The sequence below is a fragment of the Sphingobium sp. TCM1 genome, assembly GCF_001650725.1.
GTDB lineage: Bacteria > Pseudomonadota > Alphaproteobacteria > Sphingomonadales > Sphingomonadaceae > Sphingobium.
This window is the reverse complement of the sequence record NZ_LXVX01000038.1, coordinates 230505-254871: the sequence shown is the minus strand read 5'-3', so window position 1 is coordinate 254871 and position 24367 is coordinate 230505. Positions and strand designations below refer to the sequence as shown.

23 protein-coding genes are annotated in these 24367 nt (G+C 62.3%); 14 read left to right on the top strand and 9 right to left on the bottom strand.

The window, feature by feature from the left end:
* Positions 1–3 precede the first annotated feature (3 nt).
* The 6 genes from A7Q26_RS20480 (at position 4) to A7Q26_RS20455 (ending at position 5409) form a co-directional block, all read left to right on the top strand.
* Complete coding sequence (locus A7Q26_RS20480) at positions 4–555, top strand: TetR/AcrR family transcriptional regulator (RefSeq protein WP_198163007.1); 552 nt, start codon at positions 4–6, stop codon at positions 553–555.
* An 87-nt stretch (positions 556–642) separates the two neighbouring features.
* Positions 643–1428 carry an SDR family NAD(P)-dependent oxidoreductase gene (locus tag A7Q26_RS20475; RefSeq protein WP_066863695.1) on the top strand — a complete coding sequence of 262 codons (786 nt, stop codon included), beginning with the start codon at positions 643–645 and terminating at the stop codon, positions 1426–1428.
* Positions 1429–1440: 12 nt separating this feature from the next.
* On the top strand, positions 1441–2106 hold the full coding sequence (locus tag A7Q26_RS20470; protein ID WP_066863692.1) for an SDR family oxidoreductase: 666 nt from the start codon (positions 1441–1443) through the stop codon (positions 2104–2106).
* A gap of 39 nt (positions 2107–2145) precedes the next feature.
* On the top strand, positions 2146–3081 hold the full coding sequence (locus A7Q26_RS20465; RefSeq protein WP_066863687.1) for an NAD(P)H-dependent flavin oxidoreductase: 936 nt from the start codon (positions 2146–2148) through the stop codon (positions 3079–3081).
* Positions 3082–3112: 31 nt separating this feature from the next.
* A complete protein-coding gene (locus A7Q26_RS20460) occupies positions 3113–4351 on the top strand; it encodes an acyl-CoA dehydrogenase family protein (RefSeq protein WP_066863684.1) in 1239 nt (412 codons plus the stop codon).
* Entirely contained in the window at positions 4348–5409 is a 1062-nt protein-coding gene (locus A7Q26_RS20455; protein WP_066863681.1) for a phosphotransferase, read from the top strand. The genes A7Q26_RS20460 and A7Q26_RS20455 overlap by 4 nt, the downstream gene beginning before the upstream one ends.
* Before the next feature lie 7 nt (positions 5410–5416).
* Here the strand turns inward: A7Q26_RS20455 and A7Q26_RS20450 are convergent, their stop codons facing one another.
* Together A7Q26_RS20450 and A7Q26_RS20445 are read right to left on the bottom strand one after the other, a co-directional pair.
* Entirely contained in the window at positions 5417–6976 is a 1560-nt protein-coding gene (locus tag A7Q26_RS20450; RefSeq protein ID WP_066863677.1) for an acyl-CoA synthetase, read from the bottom strand.
* 57 nt (positions 6977–7033) lie between these two features.
* The gene (locus A7Q26_RS20445; RefSeq protein WP_066863676.1) at positions 7034–9151 is read right to left on the bottom strand and encodes a TonB-dependent receptor; all 2118 of its coding nucleotides are present in this window, start codon (positions 9149–9151) and stop codon (positions 7034–7036) included.
* 185 nt (positions 9152–9336) lie between these two features.
* Between A7Q26_RS20445 and A7Q26_RS20440 the strand changes: the two genes are divergently transcribed.
* From A7Q26_RS20440 to A7Q26_RS20425, 4 genes are all read left to right on the top strand, one after another.
* On the top strand, positions 9337–10101 hold the full coding sequence (locus tag A7Q26_RS20440) for a FadR/GntR family transcriptional regulator (RefSeq protein ID WP_066863673.1): 765 nt from the start codon (positions 9337–9339) through the stop codon (positions 10099–10101).
* Positions 10102–10205: 104 nt separating this feature from the next.
* A complete protein-coding gene (locus A7Q26_RS20435; RefSeq protein WP_066863670.1) occupies positions 10206–11555 on the top strand; it encodes an MFS transporter in 1350 nt (449 codons plus the stop codon).
* A gap of 86 nt (positions 11556–11641) precedes the next feature.
* A complete protein-coding gene (locus tag A7Q26_RS20430; RefSeq protein WP_084439241.1) occupies positions 11642–12475 on the top strand; it encodes an SDR family NAD(P)-dependent oxidoreductase in 834 nt (277 codons plus the stop codon).
* A 78-nt stretch (positions 12476–12553) separates the two neighbouring features.
* Complete coding sequence (locus A7Q26_RS20425; RefSeq protein WP_066863664.1) at positions 12554–13348, top strand: enoyl-CoA hydratase/isomerase family protein; 795 nt, start codon at positions 12554–12556, stop codon at positions 13346–13348.
* Positions 13349–13407: 59 nt separating this feature from the next.
* Here the strand turns inward: A7Q26_RS20425 and A7Q26_RS20420 are convergent, their stop codons facing one another.
* The 6 genes from A7Q26_RS20420 to A7Q26_RS20395 form a co-directional block, all read right to left on the bottom strand.
* Complete coding sequence (locus tag A7Q26_RS20420) at positions 13408–14583, bottom strand: carbohydrate porin (protein WP_066863661.1); 1176 nt, start codon at positions 14581–14583, stop codon at positions 13408–13410.
* Between the two features lie 558 nt (positions 14584–15141).
* Positions 15142–15885 (bottom strand): SDR family NAD(P)-dependent oxidoreductase, encoded by a 744-nt coding sequence (locus tag A7Q26_RS20415; protein ID WP_066863658.1) that lies wholly within the window; start codon positions 15883–15885, stop codon positions 15142–15144.
* Entirely contained in the window at positions 15882–17195 is a 1314-nt protein-coding gene (locus A7Q26_RS20410) for an acyl-CoA dehydrogenase family protein (RefSeq protein ID WP_066863655.1), read from the bottom strand. The genes A7Q26_RS20415 and A7Q26_RS20410 overlap by 4 nt, the downstream gene beginning before the upstream one ends.
* A gap of 30 nt (positions 17196–17225) precedes the next feature.
* On the bottom strand, positions 17226–18293 hold the full coding sequence (locus tag A7Q26_RS20405; protein WP_066863652.1) for a phosphotransferase family protein: 1068 nt from the start codon (positions 18291–18293) through the stop codon (positions 17226–17228).
* Complete coding sequence (locus tag A7Q26_RS20400; RefSeq protein WP_066863649.1) at positions 18290–18772, bottom strand: MarR family winged helix-turn-helix transcriptional regulator; 483 nt, start codon at positions 18770–18772, stop codon at positions 18290–18292. The genes A7Q26_RS20405 and A7Q26_RS20400 overlap by 4 nt, the downstream gene beginning before the upstream one ends.
* 135 nt (positions 18773–18907) lie before the next feature.
* Entirely contained in the window at positions 18908–20161 is a 1254-nt protein-coding gene (locus A7Q26_RS20395; RefSeq protein WP_066863647.1) for an acetyl-CoA C-acetyltransferase, read from the bottom strand.
* A gap of 183 nt (positions 20162–20344) precedes the next feature.
* On the opposite strand from A7Q26_RS20395, the gene A7Q26_RS20390 reads away from it, so the two are divergent.
* The 3 genes from A7Q26_RS20390 (at position 20345) to A7Q26_RS20380 (ending at position 22707) form a co-directional block, all read left to right on the top strand.
* A complete protein-coding gene (locus A7Q26_RS20390) occupies positions 20345–21202 on the top strand; it encodes an SDR family oxidoreductase (RefSeq protein WP_066863645.1) in 858 nt (285 codons plus the stop codon).
* A gap of 67 nt (positions 21203–21269) precedes the next feature.
* Positions 21270–22133 (top strand): acyl-CoA thioesterase, encoded by an 864-nt coding sequence (locus A7Q26_RS20385; protein ID WP_066863642.1) that lies wholly within the window; start codon positions 21270–21272, stop codon positions 22131–22133.
* Between the two features lie 142 nt (positions 22134–22275).
* Positions 22276–22707: a PaaI family thioesterase gene (locus A7Q26_RS20380; protein WP_066863639.1), complete on the top strand. Its 432-nt coding sequence runs from the start codon at positions 22276–22278 to the stop codon at positions 22705–22707.
* A 13-nt stretch (positions 22708–22720) separates the two neighbouring features.
* Here A7Q26_RS20380 and A7Q26_RS20375 read toward each other — a convergent pair whose 3' ends face one another.
* Complete coding sequence (locus tag A7Q26_RS20375) at positions 22721–23464, bottom strand: enoyl-CoA hydratase/isomerase family protein (RefSeq protein ID WP_066863636.1); 744 nt, start codon at positions 23462–23464, stop codon at positions 22721–22723.
* Between the two features lie 71 nt (positions 23465–23535).
* On the opposite strand from A7Q26_RS20375, the gene A7Q26_RS20370 reads away from it, so the two are divergent.
* Positions 23536–24363 carry an SDR family oxidoreductase gene (locus A7Q26_RS20370; RefSeq protein WP_066863633.1) on the top strand — a complete coding sequence of 276 codons (828 nt, stop codon included), beginning with the start codon at positions 23536–23538 and terminating at the stop codon, positions 24361–24363.
* Positions 24364–24367: the final 4 nt, after the last annotated feature.

Below are 24367 nucleotides of genomic sequence, written 5' to 3'. Positions count from 1 at the left end.
GCGATGGCAGACAAAAAACGAGATGCGGAAGCGACCCGCGAACGTATCCTGCTCGCGGCGCGGCAGATTTTTTCCCGCCATGGCTTCGGCGAAACCGGCGTGCGCGACATCGCCCGCCGTGCCGATGTCAGTCCGGGTCTCGTCAGCCGCTATTTCGGGTCTAAGGAGGGACTGTTCGAAGCCGCACTGGAATCGGTGTTCGACCATCGTGTGCTGACGGGCGTACCGCGCGAGAATTTCGGCCATGCCTTGCTGGAACGGCTGATCGAGCGCGACGAGAGCGGCGGCCATCCGCTCAACATGATGATGCTCTCGACCTCGGATCAGGGCGCGCGTGCGATCACCGAAAGGCTGGTACGCACAAAGCTCGCCGCCCCGCTTGCCCAATGGTTCGGCACCAGCGATGCGGAGGACCGGGCTGCCCGGCTGCTGTTGGTGACGGCCGGCCTCTTCCTTTACCGGTCGGTATTCCCGCTTGACCCGTTGACCGGCGAACTTAGTCCCGGCATCCGCGGCTGGCTGGAATCCGAATTGCAGGCAATTGTCGCGCCTTGACGCTTCGGCCTGTTCAAACATAGTTGACCTATATATCTATGTTGGTCCAAGGCGTGCAGACTCAGGAGCAGGGCGAAAGGCTGAAATATGGACATTGCAAGGCTTTTCGACATCAGCGGCAAAACCGCCCTCGTCACGGGCGGATCGGGCGGCATCGGCTATATGATCGCCACTGCGCTGGCGCAGGCAGGTTGCAAGGTCTTCATCTGCTCGCGCAAGGAGAAGGATATAGAGGCCGCCGCCGACCGCTTGCGCGCCTTTGGCGACGTGACTGCCATCGCCGCTGACGTTGGCAGCGAAGCGGGCGTGACCAAGGTGGCGGATGTCGTGAATGCGGCCGGCCCGCTGCACATTCTCGTCAATAATGCGGGCACGACCTGGGGTGCGCCGCTTGACCAGTTTCCCCGCGCCGGCTTCGAAAAGGTGCTCCAACTCAACCTGCTCGCCCCTTTCGAGATCACCAAGGCGCTGTTGCCCGCCCTGCGGGCCGCCGGTACGGCGGAGGATCCCGCGCGCGTCATCAACATCGCGTCGATCGACGGGATGCAGGTGCCGCTCTGGGAAAGCTATCCTTATTCGGCGACCAAGGCGGGCCTCATCCACATGGGCCGCCATATGGGCAAGTTTCTCGCGGGAGAGCATGTCAGCGTGAACACGATCGCACCGGGCTTCTTCCCTTCGAAGATGACCGCGTCGGTCGCCGATTTCGACAATGAAGCGGATATGGCTGCTGCCGCTTCGCCCCTCGGAGCGCGGATAGGCACGGCAGAGGATATTGGCGGCGCCGTGATCTACCTGTCGTCGCGAGCAGGCGCTTGGTTGTCGGGCGTCACCATCCCGGTCGGCGGCGGCCGCGGGACCATCGACAATTGAAGGAATGGGATCATGAGCAAGCCGATCGTCGTCACGGGGGCAGCGGGCATATTGGGAGCGGCCGTGGCCGCGCATCTGGCCAATCAGGGCCTCTCCGTCGTCGGGCTCGACCTGGCCGATAGCGCCGCCGATTTTCCTGGCATCTTCATCGGCGGCGTCGACTTGACCGATACGCAAGCGACCCACGCTGCGTTCGCCCATCCCGCGCTGTCATCCGGCATAGCCGGCCTTGCCAGCATCGCCGGCGGTTTCCGTTGGGAAACGGTGATGGAAGGCAGCCCGGACAGTTGGGATTTCCTCTACCGTATTAATGTCCGTACCGCACTGAATGCTGCCCGCGCCGCCGTGCCGCTGATGCCGGCGGGAGGCGCCATCGTCCATGTGGGGGCGGCCGCCACGGCAAGGGCCGCCATGGGCATGGGCGCATATACCGCGAGCAAGTCCGGCGTCGCCCGCCTCACCGAAGCGCTCGCCGAGGAGCATAAGGGGCAGGGCATTCGGGTCAACGCAGTGCTGCCTTCGATCATGGACACGCCCGCCAACCGCGCCGACATGGGGGATGCTGACGCTGGCAAATGGGTGACGCCGCTCGAACTCGCGCAGGTCGTCGCCTTCCTACTGTCCGATGCCGCTTCCGCGATCACTGGCGCCAGCCTGCCCGTCACCGGCCGCGTCTGATCGCGCGACGTCCACCATCCAACTGAAAGACCCGCCACCATGTCGATGCCCGCCCTGTTCAAGGATCGCCTGTCCATCCCGGTAATCGCGTCGCCGCTATTCATCATTTCGCAGCCGGACCTGGTGATCGCGCAATGTCGCGCGGGCGTGGTCGGCTCCTTCCCTTCGCTCAACGCGCGCCCTTCCGGCACATTCGAACAATGGTTGCAGAAGCTCAGCAGCGAGTTGACGGATAAGGACGCCCCTTTTGCCGTCAATCTGATCGTCCACAGCACCAATCCCCGGCTGGAGGAGGATCTGGCGCTCTGCGTTAAATATAAGGTGCCGATGGTCATCACCTCGCTCGGCGCGCGCACCGACGTGTTCGAGGCGATCCACAGCTATGGCGGTATCGTGTTCCACGATGTCATCGATAATGGCTTTGCGAAGAAGGCGGTGGAAAAGGGTGCCGACGCGCTGGTCGCCGTTGCGTCCGGGGCGGGCGGCCATGCCGGCACGCTCTCGCCCTTCGCCTTGATCCAGGAAATCCGCAGTTGGTGGGACGGTCCGCTCGCCCTGTCCGGATCAATCGCGACTGGCGATGCGATATTGGCGGCCCAGGCGATGGGCGCCGATCTTGCCTATATGGGCTCGGCCTTCATCGCGACGGAGGAGGCCAATGCGGACCCCGCCTACAAACAGATGATTGTCGACAGTTCCGGCGAGGATATCGTCTATTCCAATCTCTTCACCGGTATCCACGGCAATTATCTCAAGCCGTCCATCCTGCTGGCCGGGCTTGACCCCGACAACCTGCCCGAGTCCGACCCGTCGAAGATGAACTTCGCCGATCTGTCCGACGGCAAGAAAGCCTGGCGCGACATTTGGGGCTGCGGCCAGGGTATCGGCGCGGTCGACGCGGTCGTGCCCGCGGCCAAGCTGGTGGAAAAGCTCGCCGCACAATATGCGGCGGCAAAGGCCCGTATAGCGGGCTGACGCCCGGAAAATCGTTTCGAGGGAGAATGATATGGCGACCGTGGAAGCCAAGGAACAATATTCGCAGCGTGCGATGGAGATCGCCGCGCGAGTCGAAAAATTCGTCAGGAATGTCGTTGTTCCTTATGAAAGCGACACGCGCCGCAACAGCCATGGTCCGTCGGACGAACTGGTGGATGAACTGAAGGGCCTGGCGCGCGAGGCGGGCGTGCTCACGCCCCACATCCTGCCCGATGGTAGCCATCTGACCCAGCGGGAGACCGCGCTGGTCCTGCGCAAGTCGGGCCTGTCGATTCTTGGCCCGCTCGCTTGCAACACCACTGCGCCCGACGAGGGCAATATGTACCTGCTGGGCAAGGTCGGCAGTCCCGAACTTAAGGCGCGCTTCCTCAAGCCCCTGGTCGAAGGCAGGATGCGTTCGGCCTTTTTCATGACGGAACCGGCGAGCGAGGACGGCGCAGGATCGGACCCCTCGATGATGAAGACGACCTGCCGCCTAGACGGGAACCACTGGGTCGTGAACGGGTGCAAGAAGTTCATCACCGGCGCTGATGGCGCAGGTGTTGGTATCATCATGGCCAGGGCGCAGGGCGGAACCGCCGATGGTGGCGCCTGCATGTTCATGGTCGATCTGCCCGACCCGGCGATCAGGACGGTGCGCGTGCTCGACACGATCGACGATGCCATGCCCGGCGGCCATGCGGAAATCGAGATCGACAATCTGCGCATCCCCGCCGACCAGATGCTGGGGGAGCCGGGCGAAGGCTTCAAATATGCGCAGGTTCGCCTCAGCCCCGCGCGCCTTTCGCATTGTATGCGCTGGCATGGCGTCGCGACACGCGCGCACGAGATCGCGGTAGATTATGCCAACCGGCGCAAGGCGTTTTCCAAGCAGTTGATCGACCATGAAGGTGTCGGCTTCATGCTGGCGGAGAATATGATCGACCTCAAGCAGTCGGAACTGATGATCGACTGGTGCGCCGATGTGCTGGACACCGGAAGCCTGGGCACCGTGGAAAGCTCGATGACCAAGGTCGCCGTGTCTGAAGCGCTCAGTCGCGTCGCTGACCGCTGCGTGCAGGTGCTGGGCGGCACCGGCGTCACCCGAGACACGATGGTGGAAGCCTTCTACCGAGAGGTTCGCGCCTTCCGGATCTATGATGGCCCTACCGAAGTGCATAAATGGAGCCTGGCCAAGAAGATCAAGCGCGATTGGAAACATGCCCAGGGCGGCGATCTGGAAACGGCACCTGCAATGGAGGTACGATGAGCTTCGAGGACCAGAAGGGCACGAGCGCCGTCCGCGAACAGCATCGCTTCGACGAAGCGGCGCTCGCGGCGTGGATGCAGGACCATGTGGCAGGCTATCAGGGGCCGCTCATCGTAGAGCAGTTCAAGGGCGGCCAGTCCAACCCGACCTACAAGCTGATCACGCCCGGGCGCAGTTATGTCATGCGCCGCAAGCCGCCCGGCCAACTGGTCAAGGGCGCCCATGCGGTCGATCGCGAGGCGCGCGTCCTCGCGGCGCTCGAAAAGGCCGATTTTCCCGTCGCCCATGTCTATGGTCTGTGCACTGACGACAGCGTCATCGGCACTTGGTTCTTCATCATGGAGATGGTGGAGGGACGCATCATGTGGGATGCGACCTTCCCCGATGTCGATCGTGAGGAGCGCCCCGCCTATTTTGCGGCGATGAACGCCACCATCGCCGCCCTTCACAAGGTCGATTACAAGGCCGTTGGGCTGGAGGATTATGGTCGTCCCGGCAGCTACTTCGAACGGCAGATCGCCCGGTGGTCGAAGCAATATCTGGCGGACGAGGAAGCGGGCCGGAATCCGCATATGGACCGGCTGATCGAATGGCTCCCCACCGCCATCCCGGTAGGGGAGGAGGTTTCGGTCGTCCATGGGGATTTCCGCTCCGACAATATGATCTTTCACCCCAGCGAGCCGCGCATCACCGCCGTGCTGGACTGGGAGCTTTCGACGCTCGGTCATCCGCTTGCCGATTTTGCCTATCATGCGATGATGTACCGGATGCCGCCGCTGATCGTGCCGGGCTTGGCAGGCGCGGACCTCAAGGCGCTCAACATCCCCAGCGAAGAGGAATATCTCGCCGCCTATTGCCGCAACAGCGGCCGGGACTCCTTGCCAGGCTATGATTTCGCCATGGCATTCAACTTCTTCCGCTTCGCTGCGATCATCCATGGCATAAAGGGACGCTATCTGCGCGGTACCGCGGCCAATGCGGACGCGAAGAGCCGCGCCGACGCTTTTCCGGCACTGGCGGAACTGGCTTGGGACCAGGCGGTGCGCGCGGGCGCCTGAACGTACATCAGGCGATACGCTTGTCGTTCGTTTGCCAGTAGCGGTCGCGAATCTCGCGCTTGTAGAGCTTGCCGGTCTCGTGCCGCGGCAGTTCGCGCTCGAAATCCACTGATCGCGGGCATTTGATCGCACTCAATCTGGCGCGGCAATAAGCGATAAGCTCTTCGGCCAGAGCATCGCCGGCTTCCGTCCAGTCGCGCGGCTGGACCACCGCTTTCACCGCCTCGCCCATGTCCACGTCGGGTACGCCGATTACCGCGACGTCGGCAACCTTGGGATGGAAGCTCAATATATTCTCCGCTTCCTGCGGATAGATGTTCACCCCGCCCGAAATGATCATGAAGCTCTTGCGATCAGTCAGGAACAGATAGCCGTCGGCGTCGAGATAGCCGACATCGCCCAGCGTGGACCAGTCGGCGTGGAGCGGATTGCGCGCATCGGCCGTCTTCTGTTCGTCGTTGAGATATTTGAAGTCCCAGCCGCCCTCGAAATAGACGATCCCCTGCTCGCCGGTGGGCAGTTCATGGCCTGCCTCGTCGCAGATATGGATGGTCCCCCAATCCGCCCGGCCGACCGATCCTTTCTTGCGTAGCCATTCCTGCGACGTGATGAAGGTCGATCCATTGCCCTCCGACCCGCCATAATATTCGTAAATAATTGGTCCCAGCCAGTCGATCATCGCCTGCTTGACGTCGACCGGGCAGGGGGCGGCGGCATGGACGACATGGGTGAGGGAAGACAAATCATAACCCAGCCGTTGCCCATCTGGCACGCGCAACAGGCGCAGGAACATCGTCGGCACCATCTGGGTGGAGGTGACGCGATAGGTCTGGATCGCTTCGAGCGCGGCTTCGGGGGTGAACTTGCCCAGCATCACGACCGTCCCGCCCAGCCGCTGGACGGAGGTGGAAAAGGCAAGGGGAGCCGTGTGATAGATTGGCGCGGGGCTGAGGAAGACGGTGTTCGGCCCTACGCCATAGCGGCTTTTCTGTCGGTCGGCGAGCATATGCGGCTCGGTCGCCGGGCCGCCGGTCAGCGGCAGGCGGATTCCCTTGGGCCGTCCGGTCGTGCCGGATGAATAGACCATATGGAAGCCCGCGCTCTCGTCAGCGATCGGAGTGCCCGGGAAAGGCGCGATGGCATCGTGCCAATGGCTCAACCCCGACTTGTCGCTGTCGGCGGTCAGGATGGTCGCGAGTTTCGGACACAGGCCAGGTTGCTGTGCCAGCAGATCGTCGAGCGCAGCCATGCCCGCATCCGCAACCAACAACCGCGCCTCACAATCATTGAGGATATAGGCCGCTTCATCCGCCGTCAGCTTGGTGGAGATCGGTGTGATATAGAGGCCGGCACGCTGCGCTGCCCAGTAAATCTCGAAATAGCGCAGTGTATTGGGCAGCCAAATGGCGATCGTGTCGCCCGCGCCGATGCCAAGAGAGCGGAAATAATGGGCGCCCTGGTTGCCGACCGTTTCCAGCGCGCCATAGGTCAGCGTTTCGCCGGTTTCGGCCAATATGGCAGCAGGTCGGGCCGGTTCGGTGGCGGCGTGAAGGCGCGGATGCATCATGGCTCCTCAAAATAGCGCCCGCGCGCGCCTGGTGAGGCGAGCGCGCGGGCCATGGTGTCAGAATTTATAGCTGCCTGCGATGCCGTAGGAGATCGGCTGCGCCCAGGCGATGGCGTCGCGGGCCGAACTTTCCGAACGCGAATTTGCGTATGTGGCGTCGGTCAGGTTGCGTCCCCACAGCGTCAGGCGGACCTGTTCGTTCAGCGACCAGCTGATGTCGGCATCCAGCGTGAAATAGGATGGCTGGCGGATGCGCTCCTGGAAACTGTAGTTGATCTTGCTCGACCAATAAGGGCGCACGCCGAACGCCACCTCCCCGCCATTGTCGAGCGGGAAGCGGTAATTGGCCGCCGCGCTCAGTGTCAGTTCGGGCGCGCGCAGCATCTGGTTGCCGCTGGCGTCGACCAAGCTCTGCACATTGCCGCAGTTGCGATCAGGGCAAGGCGCACCGTTGAGAAGCGTAGCGGACGGCGTGAACGCCGGTGCGCCAGGGAAGCGGGTGAATTCGGCATGGGTATAGGCGATCGCCGCGCGCGCATCGAAATTGGCGGACGGGCGCCAGGCCGCATCCAGTTCGAACCCGTAGACCTCGGCTTTCGCCGCGTTGAACAGGCGTGATACCCCGGACGTATAGTCATAGGCCGTGACCTGAATGTCGTTATATTTGTACAGATACGCCGCCGCGTTGAAATCGAGCAGCCGGCTCGCGCTTTTGAAACCGACTTCATAGGCGTCGATCTTCTCCGGCAACACTGGAATGGTCGATGGGGACGAGATGTTGTAGAGGCCGCTCTTGAAGCCCTTGGAAAAGGTCGCATAGATGTTCGACCGATCACCCACGTCATAGCGCAGGCCGAAACGTGGCGTCCACGAATTGAAGGTCGCGGACGTATCGACCGTATAGGCTGCGCCGGGCAGCCCGCGCTTGAACCTGCGCTTTTCGCTGCTGTAACGCACCCCCGCGATGACCGAAACTCTGCCCAGGTCATAGGTGCCGTCAGCAAAGCCGGAAATGGAATCGCTGGTGATGCGCGCCTTGTAGAAAGGACGGCCGTTGAGGTTCCAGCTCTTCGATCCCGCCGCGTTCCAATAATAGAAGGCGCCTATGACCCACGAAAAATCGGCGCCGGGCGGCGACGTGAAATTGATTTCTTGGCTGAAGCTGTCGTTGAACTGGTCGTAGGTCGCATAGGATGCGGGCGCATAACTCGAATCCAGGTCTGTCTCGATATAGTCCTCTTCGGTTCGATAGCCTGAGATCAGGTTCAGCGTTGCGAAGTCGAATTTGATCGATCCGTTGAGCGCCACAGACTCGGTATTGGTGTCGATCCTGGTCGGCAGTTCCTGGCTGACATGGCGGCGATCGGTGGCGACGGGCAGGGAATTGGGGAAGTTGCGGCCTACTGTATTGCCGTTGAGCGAGGTATAGTTGAGGCCAGCCGGATCATTGGTTTCATTGTGCGATCCTGACAGGACGAACTTCACGTCGTCGCTGGGTTCGAACAGCAATTTGGACCGCAGGTCCAGGCTCGACTGCTCACCGCGCAGCGCATTGGTGCGAAGGTCGCGCACGAACCCGTCCGAACTGCGATAATAAGTGGAGAGATCCGCCGCCAGCGTATCGGTCAGCCCGGTGGTCACATAAGCGCTCAACTTATATTCGTTGAACCGCCCGTAGCTGGCGTTGATCTGGCCGGACAGATCATGACTGGGGTCGCGCGTCGTGATGAGGATCGCGCCGCCAGTGGCGTTGCGCCCGAACAGGGTGCCCTGCGGCCCCTTCAAAATCTGCACGGATTCCAGATTGGCCAGGTCGAACATCGCGCCGGTCTGGCTGGCGACATAGACCCCATCGACATATATGGCGACATTCGATTCCGCGCCTCCACCCTGCACGCTGGCGCCGATGCCGCGCACGGTGGGTTGCAGATATGCGCCGGTCTTGTTGATGATGACGCCCGGTGCCTGGCGCGTGAGGTCGTCCATGCCGTTGACGCCGGCGCGGGTCAGCTGCTCGCCGCTGATCGCTACGATGGATGCGGGCACGTCTACCAAACGCTCCTCGCGCCGCTGTGCGGTGACGATGATGTCGGTATAGCCATCGGATCGCACGTCTGCCTGTGACGTGGCGGATGTTTGGGCTTGGGCCGACATCGCGGCCGTCATGGCGATCATGGATGCTGCGCCGAACGCAGCACGACATACGCACTTCATCATCTCTCTCCCATCCTGTCTTCTTCGTCTTTTATGCCGTCGAGAAACTACAGCGCGGCACAATTGTCAATCGGATAGACACAAATCGATAGCGATATAAATGTGCGGGCTGGCAAAGCCTGGCGGCCCTTCCTAGAAGTAGGGTCATGACCGCCGACTATTCCTTGCTTCCCTCGCGCAACGTCGCGGACCAGATCGCCTCCACGCTGCGCAGCGAAATTGCCGCCGGCACCTGGGGCGTGGGGCAGATGCTGCCGGCCGAACATCAATTGATGGAGCGGTTCGGCGTGTCGCGCCCGTCCTGCCGCGAAGCCTTGCGCATCCTCCAATCGGAAGGATTGCTGGAAATCCAGCGCGGCAATCGGGGCGGCGCGCGGGTCGTTCCGCCCGATCCCAGCCGAATCGCCCTGTTCGCGGGCGTGTTCCTGCAAATGCGCAATGCGACGATCACCGAAGTTTTCGAGACGCGCATGACGATCGAACCTGCCGCGGTCCGCTCCTTCACCCGCCATGGCACCCGCGAGATACTGTCCCAACTCGCACAAAATGCCGCGTCGCAGCGTTTCATCGTCCATGACCGGCCGAGCTTCTACCAGCGCGGCCGCGATTTTCGCGAGTTGCTCGTGCGCAATTGCGGCAGCGAATCGCTGCGGCTCCTGTGTCTGGTGATCGGCGAGATTGCCGACATGCAGCTATCCGTCCTGTCTCGCGCGCTGCCGCACGATCCCGACCAGGAAAGCCGTTTCCTGACCGCAATCCGCATTAAGGAGGAAATGATCGCCCATATCGAGGCGGGCGACGGAGAGGCGGCAGCGCAAAGCTGGCACGGCTATCTGCGTTACTATCTCGACCGGCTCCATGAAATCACTCCGCCCGAAACCCGCACGATGAAGCCGTTTCCGCTCGACTGAAACCACGCCTTTACGCCATTGCGCACAAATCGCTTTCGGATTGCCGTCAAATCGCTACCGTATAGGGGTCAGGCCGCAAAAGGCCGGCGAGGAGAGGGCAGGTCATGAGCGGTACGGTGACGGCAGAAAATCGCGTGGGAAATGCTGCCACGCCCATGGACGATCACGGCTATCCCCGGCCGATCGTCGCCTGGACCAGCACCATAATCCTCATGTTGCTCTTTGCGACGGCCTATCTTGACCGGCAGATCATATCGCTGATGGTCAAGCCCATCCGCGCGGAATTCGGCGTCGGCGATTTCGAGGTCAGCCTGCTACAGGGGTTCGCCTTCGCCGTGCTTTACGCTCTGTGCGGCCTCCCGCTCGGCATGGCTGTCGATCGCTATCCGCGCCGCTGGATCGTCATGGGCGGCGTCCTCATCTGGTCCTGCGCCGCCATGGCGTCGGGTCTCGCCACCAGCTACAGTCATATATTGATCGCCCGCATTTTCGTGGGCGCGGGGGAGGCGGCTCTGGCGCCCGCCGCCTATTCCATCTTGTCGGACCTGTTCCCCAAGCGGCGTCTGACCTTCGCGCTGGGAGTCTTCATGATCGGCGCATTGCTTGGCGCGGAAGGCTCTCTGGCGATCGGTGGCTATATCCTGCACATGGCCGCCAACGGCATTGCCGTCCCCTTGCTTGGCCGGCTGGAGGCATGGCGGTTCGCCTTTGTTGTCACCGCGCTGCCAGGCTTCGTCCTCGCGGCGCTGGCCATCTTCATCCATGAACCTGAGCGCACGCGACCGGCCGGCGTGGGCGCGGGATGGGGCGACGTGTTCCGCTTCATGGCCAGTCGCAAGGCCTTCTATTTCTGCCAGATTCTCGGTTTCTCGCTGGTCATGGGGCTCGTCTATGCGCGGCTTGCCTGGAATCCGACTTTCCTCATCCGTTCCTTCGGCTGGAGCGTGCAGCAGGCGGGCTATGCGTTGGGCGCCTTCGGTCTGGTTACGGGCGTCGCGGCCCTGCTGATCGGCGGACGCATCGTCGACTGGATGTTCGCGCGTGGCCAGCGGGACGCGCATTTCCGCTATTATGTCGTGGGCGGCGTCGTAATGGGCCTGTTCGGTGTTGCAACCTATCTTGCGCCGAACCCGACCTTGTTCTTCGCCGGATCGCTGATCATCATCTTCCCGCTGAACATGGGCGCGATCGGCGCGTCGGCCGTGCAGGTCGCGACGCCGCCGCACCTGCGCGGGCGGATATCTGCGCTCTATCTGATGAGCGTGGCTCTGTTCGGAATGACCCTGGGGCCAGCGGTGGTCGGTTTCCTGACGCAGCATATATTCGCCACCGACGCGAGCATCGGTCTCGCGCTGGCCTGGACCTACGGCGTCCTTGGCCCGATCACCGCGCTGCTCTTTTTCATCGGCCTCGCGCCGATGCGCGAGGCCGTCGCGCGGGAAGGCGAATGGTAACGAATGCGCTTCGTCGATTTCTCCTTTTTCTCCCGATCATTCTTCCATATCAGAAACAGGAACCTGTTTAAGAAAGGGCGGTGAGGATGAGGATCGACGGCACTATGGCGGTGACTGGCGCAGGCGGCGGCATCGGCCTTGGCATCGCTGCAGAATCCGCGCGGCGGGGCTACAGGACATTGGCGCTCATCTATGAAGAGGCGCAGCGCGCCGATGTGGAGCAGGCGGTGCATGGTTTGCCCGGCGCGGTCGACGTTCAGGTGCTCGACATAACCCGGCCGGGCGATTTCGCCTTTCCAGATGATCTCGACGTGCTGGTCAACAATGCCGGCATCCGCCTCAAGAATCTTCCGATCGAACATATCCCGCTCGACGAATGGCGGCTCTATTTCGAAGTCAATTTTCTCGGCCATGTCGCCATGACACAGCGTGCCATCCCGATCATGCGCGCACGACACAAAGGATTGATCTGCAACATCAATTCCGGGTCGATCTATAATCCCATGCCCTTCCTCGCACCCTACCGCGCGACCAAGGGCGCGATGATGGCCTTTACCGAAACCTTGCGGGCTGAGGTGGAACAGTTCGGCATCTCCGTTCTGGAAATCCTGCCCGGCGCGGTCAAGACCGGTATCAACAAGGAGTCTGTTACGGTCCGTGTCGCACACGCGGTCGAATATCCTGCCTATGAAGCCATGGCGAAGCGTCAGCGCGAACTGTTCGCGGGCGATTTCACCATCTGGTCGATCGAGGATGCCGCCCGCTTCATCGTCGATGCGATGGAGGACAATAAGGGGCGGATGCGTCATGGGAGCGACCCCGGCAGCGACGCGATGGCCGTGTCCGGCTGGCGCCCCAATGGCGGTGAGGAGCAGATCGCCAATTTCATCGCGATGATCGACCCGACCAAGCAGCGATAAGGCGTCAGCGAGGCGAGGTGGGCTGGCCAACCTGTATAACTATGTTATGGCCAAAATCCATAAATCAGAGGAGCCCGTATGAGCCAATATGAGGATATCGCCCTTTCCGTCGCCGACCGTATCGGGACCCTGACCCTTAACCGGCCCGAAAAGGGCAATACGCTGCGCCCGCAGACTATGGAGGAAATCTGTCGGGGCATGGACGCGCTGACTGCCGACCCTGCCGTGTCTGTGATCGTACTGGCAGCGGCGGGCAAACATTTCTGCGCGGGCGCCGATTTTGCCTTTCTCGATGAACTCACCCGCACCCCGGCGCCGCAGATCAAGGCGCAGATCTACTCCCATTTCCAGGGCGCAGCCAAGCGCATCTACCATTGTCCAAAACCCACGGTTGCGTTGGTGCAGGGGGCCGCTGTCACCGTCGGCTGCGAATTGTCGCTCGCCTGCGACTTCCGCATTGTGGCGGACAATGCCTTCTTTCAGGAAAGCTGGATCAAACTGGGCATCATGCCGCCGCTGGGTGGCGTCTTTCTGTTGCCGCGGCTCGTCGGCCTTGGCCGTGCCACACAGATCGTGCTGCGCGGCCTGCCAGTCAAGGCGCTGGAGGCTGAGCGGATCGGTCTGGCGTCCGAACTGGTCGGGATCGACGCGCTGGCCGATCGCGGCCGGGAACTGGCGCTGGAACTCGCCGCCATCGCTCCCCTCGCCTATGCACAGGTGAAGGAAGCGCTGCATCGCGGGTTGGAGACATCCATGGAGGCGGAATGGTCCACCAACGTCCTCAACCAGGCGATCCTGCTGGGCACGGAGGATTTCAAGGAAGGGCTGGATGCGGTAAAGAGCAAGCGTGCGCCGGTATTCATCGGTAAATAATGTAGCGTGACGGAAGTCGGCTCCAGTCAGTCAATCCTGACTGGAGCGACTCCTATGCTTCAGAACGCCAGATAGAGTGAGGCCGACCCCAGCAGCACATTCTTGTATCCCGGTAGGAACGTCGGGTTGAACACATATTGCAGTGCGGGTGCGATACGGACGCCGGGGCCCAGATGGACTGCATAGGCACCCGATATGCCGACTTGGTGCCGGGCGGTGTCGATTCCGCGCAGCCCATAGGATGCGTGCAGGTCTTCGCTGAACCGATTGTAACTGACGGTCAGGTTTAAAGAATCGGTCGGCCTGGCGTTGAATGGGCCAACATAATAGGCCCGTATCTCGCCCGCATGGCTGAAAGCGCTGACTGATTTGCGCGCCGCGCTGTAGCTGGCGCCCAGATAAAGGCCTCGGAAGAACAATTGGTTGTCGGGCCGGGTCGCCTGATAATCAATCAGCGCGTAATAGGAATAATTATGGTCGCTGCCGCCCAGGAAGCGATCATAATCCGACATGTTGTAGAGATAGCCCGCCCGCGCCCAGAAGCTGCGCTGCGTGGGAGATGCTTTGCGCCGGATACCCACTTCGCCGATATAAAGAGCTTTGGCATTATGCTGATGCCAATCAAGGCCGATTCCGTTCGTTCGGATTTCTTCTGCAATTCCGCGGGGGTTGAGCGATCGCTGCACCCCGCCCAGCAGGTAAAGGCCCTTCTTGCCGTTGATCTGGACGTTGACGCCAGGCGTGGTGGCCGGTTCTGCGCTCAGGCCAGCCTGAACGGGCAGCAGCGAGACAAGCCCCGTCGTCAATGTCGGATTCCCGCCGGTGATAAGACCCGCGAAATGCAGATAATTCTGCAAGAAGCCCGCTTTCACCTCCACCGTATGATTGGCGAAGCCATGATAGATGGACAGCGTCTTGAAGGTGATCGAATTGCGGCCATTGGGGGCGAAGCTTGTTACCGAATAGCCGCCGCCGACCGTCAGCATCGTGTCGCCCAGGCCGATGTCGTCCAGCGTCTTGGTGACGTAGATGTTGAGCGCGTTGTTGCGCAGCGTAAATTTCTGGCCATTGTAGACCTGTGGATCGCTCGGCATACCGGTGGCGGTCAGAGATGTTTGAACTGACGAAGCCGACTGCATCTCGACCCCGATGCCGTGATCGGCCAGCGCGTCGCGAACGCCGCCGCGATTGCCCACGATAGTGTCGATGATGCCCGGGAACTGCGTTGTCAGCATGGGTTCGCGTAACTTGTCGAAGCGCGCATAGTCTTTGGGATTGCGTTTTGCCGGCCTGCCCGTTGGCGCAAGCGATGAGGATCCCGGTGATAAGGGCGATAATGGAGAGCCGGTCCTGTCCGATTGTTCAGGCTGTGTCGCACCCTTGTTCGGCATTGGATCGGCAGGACCATGCTGCGCGCTCTGGGCGCTGGCCGCGCCAGTCCAGCACAGGCTGCATGTGACAGCCAGAGCGCCCAACGACAGAGTTGAACGCGAAAGGCGGCTCATTCTAAGTAACGGCAATGCATACTCTCCCGACCCGAAAACAGGAACCTATTTATATAAGTTTGTCCCGTAGCGAGGGCGCAGGTTGAGCGCTAGTCCGATCATGGGCTGCAGATTGGGTGCGCAGCGATTTTTTGGGAAAATTGAGGCGGGTCACTGAATTTTGCGACGAATGGACCTTTCCGAAGGCAGATTATTCGCGGCCAAGTGGCTGACAAAATAGGCAGAAAACGAATCACGACCGGCGGTGCGGTCGTGCGTGGACCTTTGGGATTGTCCTCACCCAATGCCCTACCAAGTGCCGCCGTCCACGCGGAGCAGCGTGCCGGTGGTGTAACTTGATGCCGGACTGGCGAGGTAGAGCGCTGACGTTACCACCTCCTCGGGTCGACCGGGCCGGTTCAGGGCATTGCGTGCCGTCTCGCGAGCCTCGGGCGTCCAGGCATCGGCGATGTCGGTCAGGAATGGCCCGGCCGACAGCGTATTCACACGCACCTTGGGTGCATATTCATGCGCCATCGACAGCGTCATCGCGTTCAGAGCGGCCTTGGATGAGCCGTAGGGGATGATTCCCGGCAGCGGCATCACGCCCCCTGTCGATGATATGTTGATGATCGTGCCGCCATCGCCATCATACATCCGCTTGCCGATCTGGCTGGCAAGCCGGAACGGCCCCTTGAAATTCAGGTTCAGCACGCTGTCGAAAAGCTTTTCAGTCACTTCATGGCTGGGGCAATAGGGACTCATGCCCGCATTGTTGACCAAAATGTCGACCTTGCCGAACTGCGCATAGCTGCCCTCGATCAGAGCGTCGATATCGTCCCATCGCCCGCAATGCGCCGACCAGGCCAGCGCTTTGCGGCCTTTCGCCCGCACCTGCGCGGCCACTTCCTCGCACGCCTCCAGCTTGCGGCTGGCGATGATGAGGTCCGCGCCATGCTCGGCAAAGGCTAGCACCATCTCCCGTCCCAGTCCGCGGCTGCCGCCCGTGACCAGCGCGACCTTCCCGGTCAGGTCGAACAGCGGATCGCTCATGCCGCCACCTCCAGCGTCGAGTCGGCCAGGATGTCGGCATATCTGGCGCGCACCGCTGCCAGCCGGTCGGGAATGTGCTCGGTCGGGAACAGACCTTGGGACGGCCTGGCGTTGCGGGTATAGGCCTTGGCGACTTGCACCTTGTGCACCTCGGTTGGCCCGTCGGCCAGCGCCAGGCTGGGCAGGCTCATCCACATGGCCGACAGCACGGTTTCGTTCGTGACGCCATAGCTGCCGTGGATCTGGATCGCGCGCTGCACCACGTCATGGTAGATTTTGGCCATCTGTACCTTGCACATCGCGATCAGCGTGCGCGCAGCCCCATGCGGCTCGTTGTCGATCACCCAGGCCGTCTTCAGCACCAGCATCCGAAACTGCTCGATCTCGATCGCCGTGTCGGCGATCATGCCCTGCACGAACTGGTGATCGGCCAGAAGCTTGCCTTGCGTGCGGCGCGACACGACGCGCTCCTGCATCATCTCGAACGCACGCTGGCAGCGTCCGACCGTCCGCATGGCGTGATGGACGCGGCCGCCGCCTAGCCGCGCCTGCGCGACCTTGAAGCCGTCGCCCGGCGCACCAAGCATCGCGTCGAGCGGCACGCGCACCTGATTATAATGAATATAGCCGTGGATGCCGTGGCTGTCGTCCAGCGGGTCGTCGCCGATCGTGCCGACATTGCGGATGATTTCGATGCCAGGCGTTTCCGCCGGCACGACCAGCATCGACATGCGGCTGTGCGCTGGTGCGTCCGGGTCTGTCACCGCCATCACGATCAGGAACGATGCGTAGCGTGCGTTGGATGAGAACCATTTATAGCCCTCGATCACCCATTCGTCGCCATCGCGTGCCGCGCGGCACTCGAATTCCTTGGGGTCGGCCCCCGCCTGTGGCTCGGTCATCGAAAAGCAGGACACGATGTCGCCGTCGAGCAGTGGCTGTAGGTAACGCGCCTTTTGCTCGGGCGTGCCGAACATCGCCAAGATCTCGGCATTGCCGGTATCAGGCGCGGCGGTGCCGAAGATGGTCGGCGCCCAATAGGAGCGGCCGATAATCTCGTTCATATAGGCGAGCTTCATCTGACCATAGCCCTTGCCGCCCAGATGGGGGTCGAGATGGCAGGCCCACAGGCCCTGCGCCTTCACCTGGTCCTGCAACGGCGCAATGATGGCGCGCGCCTTGGCATTGCTTGTATCATAGGGGTCGCCATGATGCGGGAAGAGCAGGTCGATCGGTTCGCATTCGGTCTTCACGAAGTCGAGCATCCAGTCGAGCTTGGCTTGGAACGCGGGGTCTACGGTAAAATCCATGACTCTATCCTCTCAGATCCTATGGGGATGTCAGCCGATCCGGCGGATCAGGTCCGCGGCGTTGGCGAAGCTTTCGAGCACCAGGCGGGAAAAGAAGACGCCCGTCTCGTGGGACAATATGCCTGCCTGCGACTGCGCGACCTTATATTCCAGGATGCACCCGCCCTTGAACATGGCCAGGATCGCATAATAGTCGAAATCGGCCATGTCCCGACCCGTGCCAGCCGCATAATAGCGAGCCATTTCCTGCCGCGTCGGCCAGTTCTCGCTATTATAGAGCCGCTTGGAGGGCAGCACGTCCGGAACTGCCTCGTCCCGCATCGCGTTGGTGAAGGAGGCAAGGTCCAGCAGCGGATCGCCGATGGTCGACAGCTCCCAATCGATCAGCGCATTGAGACGGCAGGGCGGTCCGTCGGCGAACAGTGCGTTGGGCGTGCCGACATCGCCATGGATGATCCCGGCCTTGAAGGAGGAGGGGATGTTGGCGCGCAACCAGTCGCGCGTCAGTTCATATCCCGGCAACTCACGGCCAGGATAATCATAGAGTTCCTTGTAGCTCAGCAGTTGGCCTTCCCAGCGATCGACCTGCCGTTCCAGATAATTGTCCGGCTTGCCAAAGCCTTCGAGCCCGACCGCCTTGTAATCGACATTGGCAAGCGCCACGAGTCCGTCGACCATCGCATAAGCCACGCCATATTCGTAGGGTGCCCGGTCAAACGGCGCCTGGTGATAGATATGCTCGTCTATGATCGACGCGGCCCAGCCATCAACCTTGTCCATTATATAGAAGGGCGCGCCGATCACGTCGGTGTCGGCGCAGCTGCCCCGGCAGATCGGGTGCGGCACGGGTGTACCGTTGAGCGCGGTCAGCACGCGCGCCTCGCGCAGCACGCTCTTCTCGCTGCCGGGGGGCGCGATAACCGGCGGGCGGCGCAACACCATCGTCTCGCCGCCGCGCTCTAGGGACAGTATTACGTTGCTGGTGCCGCCATGGATCTTCCTTGCGGTCAGCGGGCCGTCGCCCAATTGCGGAATATGTTCGTCGAGCCAACCCGTCAGTTTGGGGATGTCGACCAGGCCAGTCAGATCATCGCTCATGCATCATCTCCCGCTTCGTCGCGTTCAGCCATCACGCGCAGATTTTCGTTCAGTCCCATGCGGATGGTGCGCAGGTCCGCGACCGCGCGCGCGATCAGCGCCGGGTCGATCCCCTCTGTCAGCAGCGTGGCGAGGCGCAATCCTTCCGCATCATCGCCTTCGCGCAGCGCCGTACCCTGCGGCGTGGGAATCAGCAGGCGCGCGCGCTTGTGATCGGGATTGTCCTGCCATTCGATCAGGCCCCGCGCCGCCAGTGCATCGGCGGCGCGCTGGATGACCTGGCGCGGATGCCCGAGCGACCTTCCTATCTGGGGCACCGTGGAGGGGCGCGGCGCATGGGTGACGGCGGTGAGCACCACATTCTCGACCTCCGTCAGGTCATGCGCTTCCCGAATGGAACGAAAGGCCAGATCGGTGCGCCCGCGCGCGCGGGCGATCTCGTCGACAAGCTGGATGAAAATTTCGCCGCGCTGTAACATGACATATAAATTCCATAATGGAACATAAGTGTCAAATGGAAATTATCGCCTCGCGTAAGGCTGGTACTGCCAAAAGAAAGACCCCCGAAGCGCAATCGCGCTTCGGGGGTCTGCTCGTCCGTGTGAAAGGCTGTGTTAGATGCGTTCGATGATGATTGCAGGGGCCATGCCGCCTGCGGCGCACATCGTGACCAGGCCGTAGCGGCCGCCCGTGCGCTCCAGTTCATCGAGAACGGTACCGATCAGGATGGCCCCCGTCGCGCCGATGGGATGGCCAAGCGCGATCGAACCGCCATTGACGTTCACCTTCGCGCGATCGAGGTCGAGGTCACGGATGAACTTCTCGGCGACTACCGCAAATGCCTCGTTGATCTCCCACAGGTCGATATCGTCCTTGGTGAGGCCCGCCTTGGCCAACACCTTTTTGGCGGCCGGTACCGGTGCATTAAGCATCAGGGTCGCGTCGTCGCCGACATTGGCGGTCGCGACGATCCGGGCGCGGGGTTTCAGGCCATGCGCTTCGGCATAATCCTTGGACGCCAGCAGCACGGCCGCAGCGCCATCCACCACGCCCGACGAATTGCCGGCGTGATGAAAATGCTCGATCGTGAGGTCGGGGAATTTCTGATTGATCAGGCTGCGCGGCGTATTGCCCTCCGCATCGATCGCCATGTCGGCGATGGCGGTGAAGGAAGGCTTGAGCGCAGCCAGGCCTTCGGCCGTGGTCTGCGGACGGGGAAATTCGTCCTTCGCCAGCACGACATGGCCTGCATCATCGATCACCGGCACCACCGACTTGTCGAAACGCCCTTCGGCCATGGCGCGTTCGGCCCGCTTCTGGCTTTCCAGACCCAGCGCGTCGAGTGCCTCGCGGCTGATGCCCTCCATACTGGCGATGGCATCGCCGCACACGCCCTGGTGCGACTGGGGATGGACCGCCTGAAGCCGCGCATTGCCCGAGCCCATGCCCAGTGGCATGATGCCTGCGGCCATTTCTTCCTGCGCCATGGTCGCCGTGAGCGACATCATTTCGGTGCCCCCGGCGACGACCAGATCCTCCATCCCGGCCATGATCTGGGCTGCGGCTATGCTCACGGCCGTGATGCCGCCGCCGCAGAAGCGATCCAGCGTCATGCCGCTAGCTTTGGGGTCGTAGCCTGCATCCAGCGCCGCCATGCGGCCCATGTCGCCGCCCTGCTTGCCCTTCTGGGTCGACGTGGACCAGATCACGTCATCGACGTCGGCCGTGTTCAGCTGGTTGCGCTCCGCGATCGCCTTGAGAACGGTCGCGGCCAGATGCTGGGGGTGCATGTGGGCGAGCGCGCCCTTTCCGACCTTGCCTATTCCGCGCGGGGTACGGACGGCGTCGATGATATAGGCTTCGGACACATTCTTCTCCTGGGTTGCACAATGGCTCGCTGCCTGCCAAGGCAGTAACTCGATTCACCTCGCCTACTTAGTTGATGATGTGATGCAAAGCAAAAATTTCCTATGCCGTCGTGGAGTCGACTGTCTGCGGCGATCGAGCCGGCCGATCACCTCTGCCGCGCAAGACGAATATGGGAGGATTCTGTGTCCGACAATCGCCCCGTCATTCTGATCACCGGCGCCTGTGGCGGCATGGGCCAGGCCTGCGCCCGGCTGTTGGGCCATCGCTACCGTCTGGCTTTGACCGACATGGACCAGGCGAGGCTGGATATCCTTGCCGACACGCTGGCGGACGAAGGGCATGAGGTCTTGGTGCGGATCGCGGGCGATATGGGTGACATAACCGTTCCCGCGACAATCGTGCGTGCCGCGCGCGCGGAGGGGCGGCTGGCGGGCGTCGTTCATGCCGCCGGGCTTTCCCCGGCGCTCGCGCCCTGGGACAAGATCCTCATGGCCAATCTGGTCGCAACCGAACGGCTGTTGCAGGCGATTGAAACCGAAGACGGTCCGCTGGTCGCGGTCCTCATCGCATCGATCGCCGGGCATGGCGCGCTGGCCGATCCGCGACCCGACATCGATCGACTTTTCGATGAAGCGCCCTTGTCCACAGACCTGCTGCAACGAGCCGCACCGCTGTTGCAGCAGATGGTGCGGGTAGGGGACCGCTATGGCGCCGGGTCGCCCGCCTATAATTATAGCAAGGCGGCGGTCATCCGCATGTGCGAGCGTCGCGCCGCCGCCTGGGCAAGGGTCGGAAGGCGGATCGTCTCAATCTCGCCGGGGACGATGCGGACCCCCATGGGAGTCAAGGAGGCAGCGGACAATCCCGCCGCCCGTGCGGCGATCGTCGCCACGCCGTTCGGTATGGGGTCGGTGCTGCATATCGCCAATGCCGTGGATTTCCTGCTGTCGGAGCGCGCCGGCTTCATCACTGGCACAGACCTGCGTATCGACGGCGGGCTGGTGCCTGCCATTCGCCAGACGAGAGCCGCCGAGGGGTAAGGATCGACAGCCCGTTCTTGATCCCAACCTTCGTCCATCTTCATCCATCATCGCCGTGAGGAATCCCGTGTCCAAAGCCTTGTTCGAACTGCGCGCCACTCATAATTCCCATCGCTTCCATCTGCCGGTGACGATGGACCTGTGCGTTGGCCTGCCAGAACGTCGTTTCCTCTTTGGCGGAGTGGGGCTGGCGGCTGCGATCGACGCGATGCAGCGAACGAGTGGCCGCCCGGTCATTTGGGCGACCGCCCATTATCTTTCCTTTGCGCGACCGGGATCGACGGTTGACCTGGACGTCTGGATCCCTGTCGCGGGCAACCAGACCAGCCAGGCCCAGGTGCTCGAACATATAGAAGACGGCAAGATCATAAGTGTCATCGCGGCGCTGGGCGCGCGGGATAGCGCAATTTCCGATCAATGGGTGCCGATGCCCCGGGTCGCCCCGCCTGGGGACTGCCCGGCGGTCGAAAGCTGGCGCGCGGGTGAAGATGGCCTGCAAAGCCGGTTCGAGGTGCGGCTCGCCCATGGGCGGTACCCGGATGGGCAGCGGCCCGAAGGCCGTAGCGATGATGGTCGGGTCGCCTTCTGGATCCGCTCTAACGAGGGGTTGCTGGCCGACCCGTTGCTGCTGGCGGTTGTCGCGGACTATATCTCCGTCGCGATCGGCAATGCGATCGGCGCCTTTGCCGGCGGCAACAGCCTGGACAACACCATCCGCTATGCGCGGATAGAACCGGCTGAATGGATATTGTGCGACATCCGTATCGAATCGATCCACCATGGTGTGGTTCACGGCACCATGCACCTGTTCGACGAGACCGGGCTCTTGATGGCGACTGCCAGTCAGTCGCTGATCCTGCGGATGCACGAGACGCCGGAGCAACTTGCCGCGCGCCGGGCAGGCACTGCACCGTCCACGCCTCCCGCATAACCATTCGGGCATGAAGTCCCGCCGATCGTCTTTGGAATAGAGTTGCCTCTTTTTATCGGTCGATATAGCGCAGTGCAGCATAAGCAGGATGAAATGACGAATGTTGGATCAAGAGAACCACTTGCCGTCAGACGGCGTCGGGATGGACGATGCAACGCCGATCGCCGTCGATGGCTGGCGGCCGCTGGACCGTGTTGCTGTCACGGGGTTTGAAACTGCGCTACCCCCGCTCGACGTGCGGGCCGTGCCCGGCGGCGCCGAGATGCGCGTCCAGCCCCATACCGGTTGCGCCAACGTGATGGGCTCGCTGCACGGCGGCTTTCTCTCGGCGATCGCGGAACAATCGCTGTTCCTGCCTCTTTACCTGCATGGCCGGTGCAGCCGTGGCGGCATCGTCGTCATCGACTTCACGCTCAGTTTCCTTGCCAGCGGCGACATCGCCACGCCGATCGTCGCCCGGCTCGAACTGCTGCGTGAAACAGGGCGCATGGCGTTTGTGAGGGGCACATTGTGGCAGGGCGACGTCGCCATCACCGCCTACAGCGGCACGGTGCGCAAGCTCGACAAGCGGTAGCCGGCGAGGGGCGCTATCGCTTTCCGAAAGTGGCGCCGACCCGGTTCGCAAAATCCGGCCCTACGCCTGGGCTGGCGACTATCTCATGGGCCAGTCCCGCCTCCAGCGTCATGCCATCGGATGCGTTGAGCAGTGCCTTGTTGCCGCGATGGCTGTGCCAGGACAATGCCATGATATCGCGGGTCAGCCGTTCCAGTTCGGCCTCGAACATGTCATCCGCCACGCATAGGTTGACCAAGCCCATCGCTTCGGCCTGACGCCCGTCATATTCGCGTGCAGTAAACATCATCTCGCGGGCCTTGTGCTGGCCTACCCGGCGCGGCAGGCGCTGGGTCATGCCCCATCCGGGCACCAGTGCCCATTTGCCGTGAGTGTCAGCAAAACGCGAGGATTGCGTCGCCAGGATGATGTCCGCCGCCAGCACCAGTTCCAGCCCGCCAGTGAAGCAGGGGCCGTGCACCGCCGCGATGACGGGTTGGGGCAGGTTCGCCAGCCGCGTGATCGTTGCTGCCTGAAAGAAGCGGCGCGGTGGCTTCTGCTGCTTGCCAAGGTCCGCACCCGCGCTGAAGACTGGCCCCGCCGCGCGCAGCACCACCGCGCCGATCCGGTCGGTTTCTCCCTCCAGATCGCCCAGGTGAGCGTCGAGCGCCGCGAACATGGCGACGTTGAGCGCGTTGCGCTTGTCCGGGCGATTGAGCGTCAACGTAGCGACGCCATCGGCATCGCTCCGTAGGACGAGCATTGAGTCATCGGTCATGCCCTCTCTATCTCGCCATCCGTTGCGCTTGTCCATCACAGATATATAACCTAGTTGACAATGATGGGCGAATGGGGCCACGCCGCTGCGACAAGGCGGATGAGGAGGTGCGGTTGGGCAAGCTGGACGGACGAGTGGCCATCGTGACCGGTGGAGGGCGGGGCATCGGTCGTGCCGCGGCGGAACTGTTCGCAAGCGAGGGCGCGCAGGTCGTCGTAGCGACGCGGTCGGCCGGACCAGGACAGGACGTCGTTGACGCTATTACCGAAACCGGCGGCACCGCCGTCCTTGACACGCTCGACATGGGCGATCGCCAGGCGGTGCGGGCGATGGTGATGCGCGCCGGGGATCGCTTCGGCCGGATCGACATCATTCTGCACAATGCCGCCTATCTCATGCCAGCGAGCCTCGCCGACATGCCCGACGATGTGCTCGACAGCATGTTCGACGTCGGTATCAAGGCCGCCTTCTGGCTGACGAAGGATGCGCTCCCCTGGCTGGCCAAAAGTCCGGCGGGCCGCATCCTCGTCACCTCCTCGGTCGCTGGTAATCGCAAGTCGCTGCCTGGCCGCGTCCATTATGGATCGGCCAAAATGGCCGTGACGGGGTTCGTCAGGGGCGCGGCGCTGGAATTGGCGCGTAGGGGCATCACCGTGAACGCGATCGAGCCGGGCCTCACGCGCACTCACGCGCTTGAGTGCAACGCTACCGAAGAACAGATCGCCGCCATGGGCGCGCAGGTTCCTGTTGGCCGCCCCGGTACACCACAGGAGATTGCGGCCGGATTCCTGTTTCTGGCGTCGGACGAGGCTGCCTACACCACCGGGCAGACATTGACGATGGATGGCGGCGCATCGCTCGGCGATCCGCACGGCCTTCTGAGTGAACGGGAGGACTGATTTC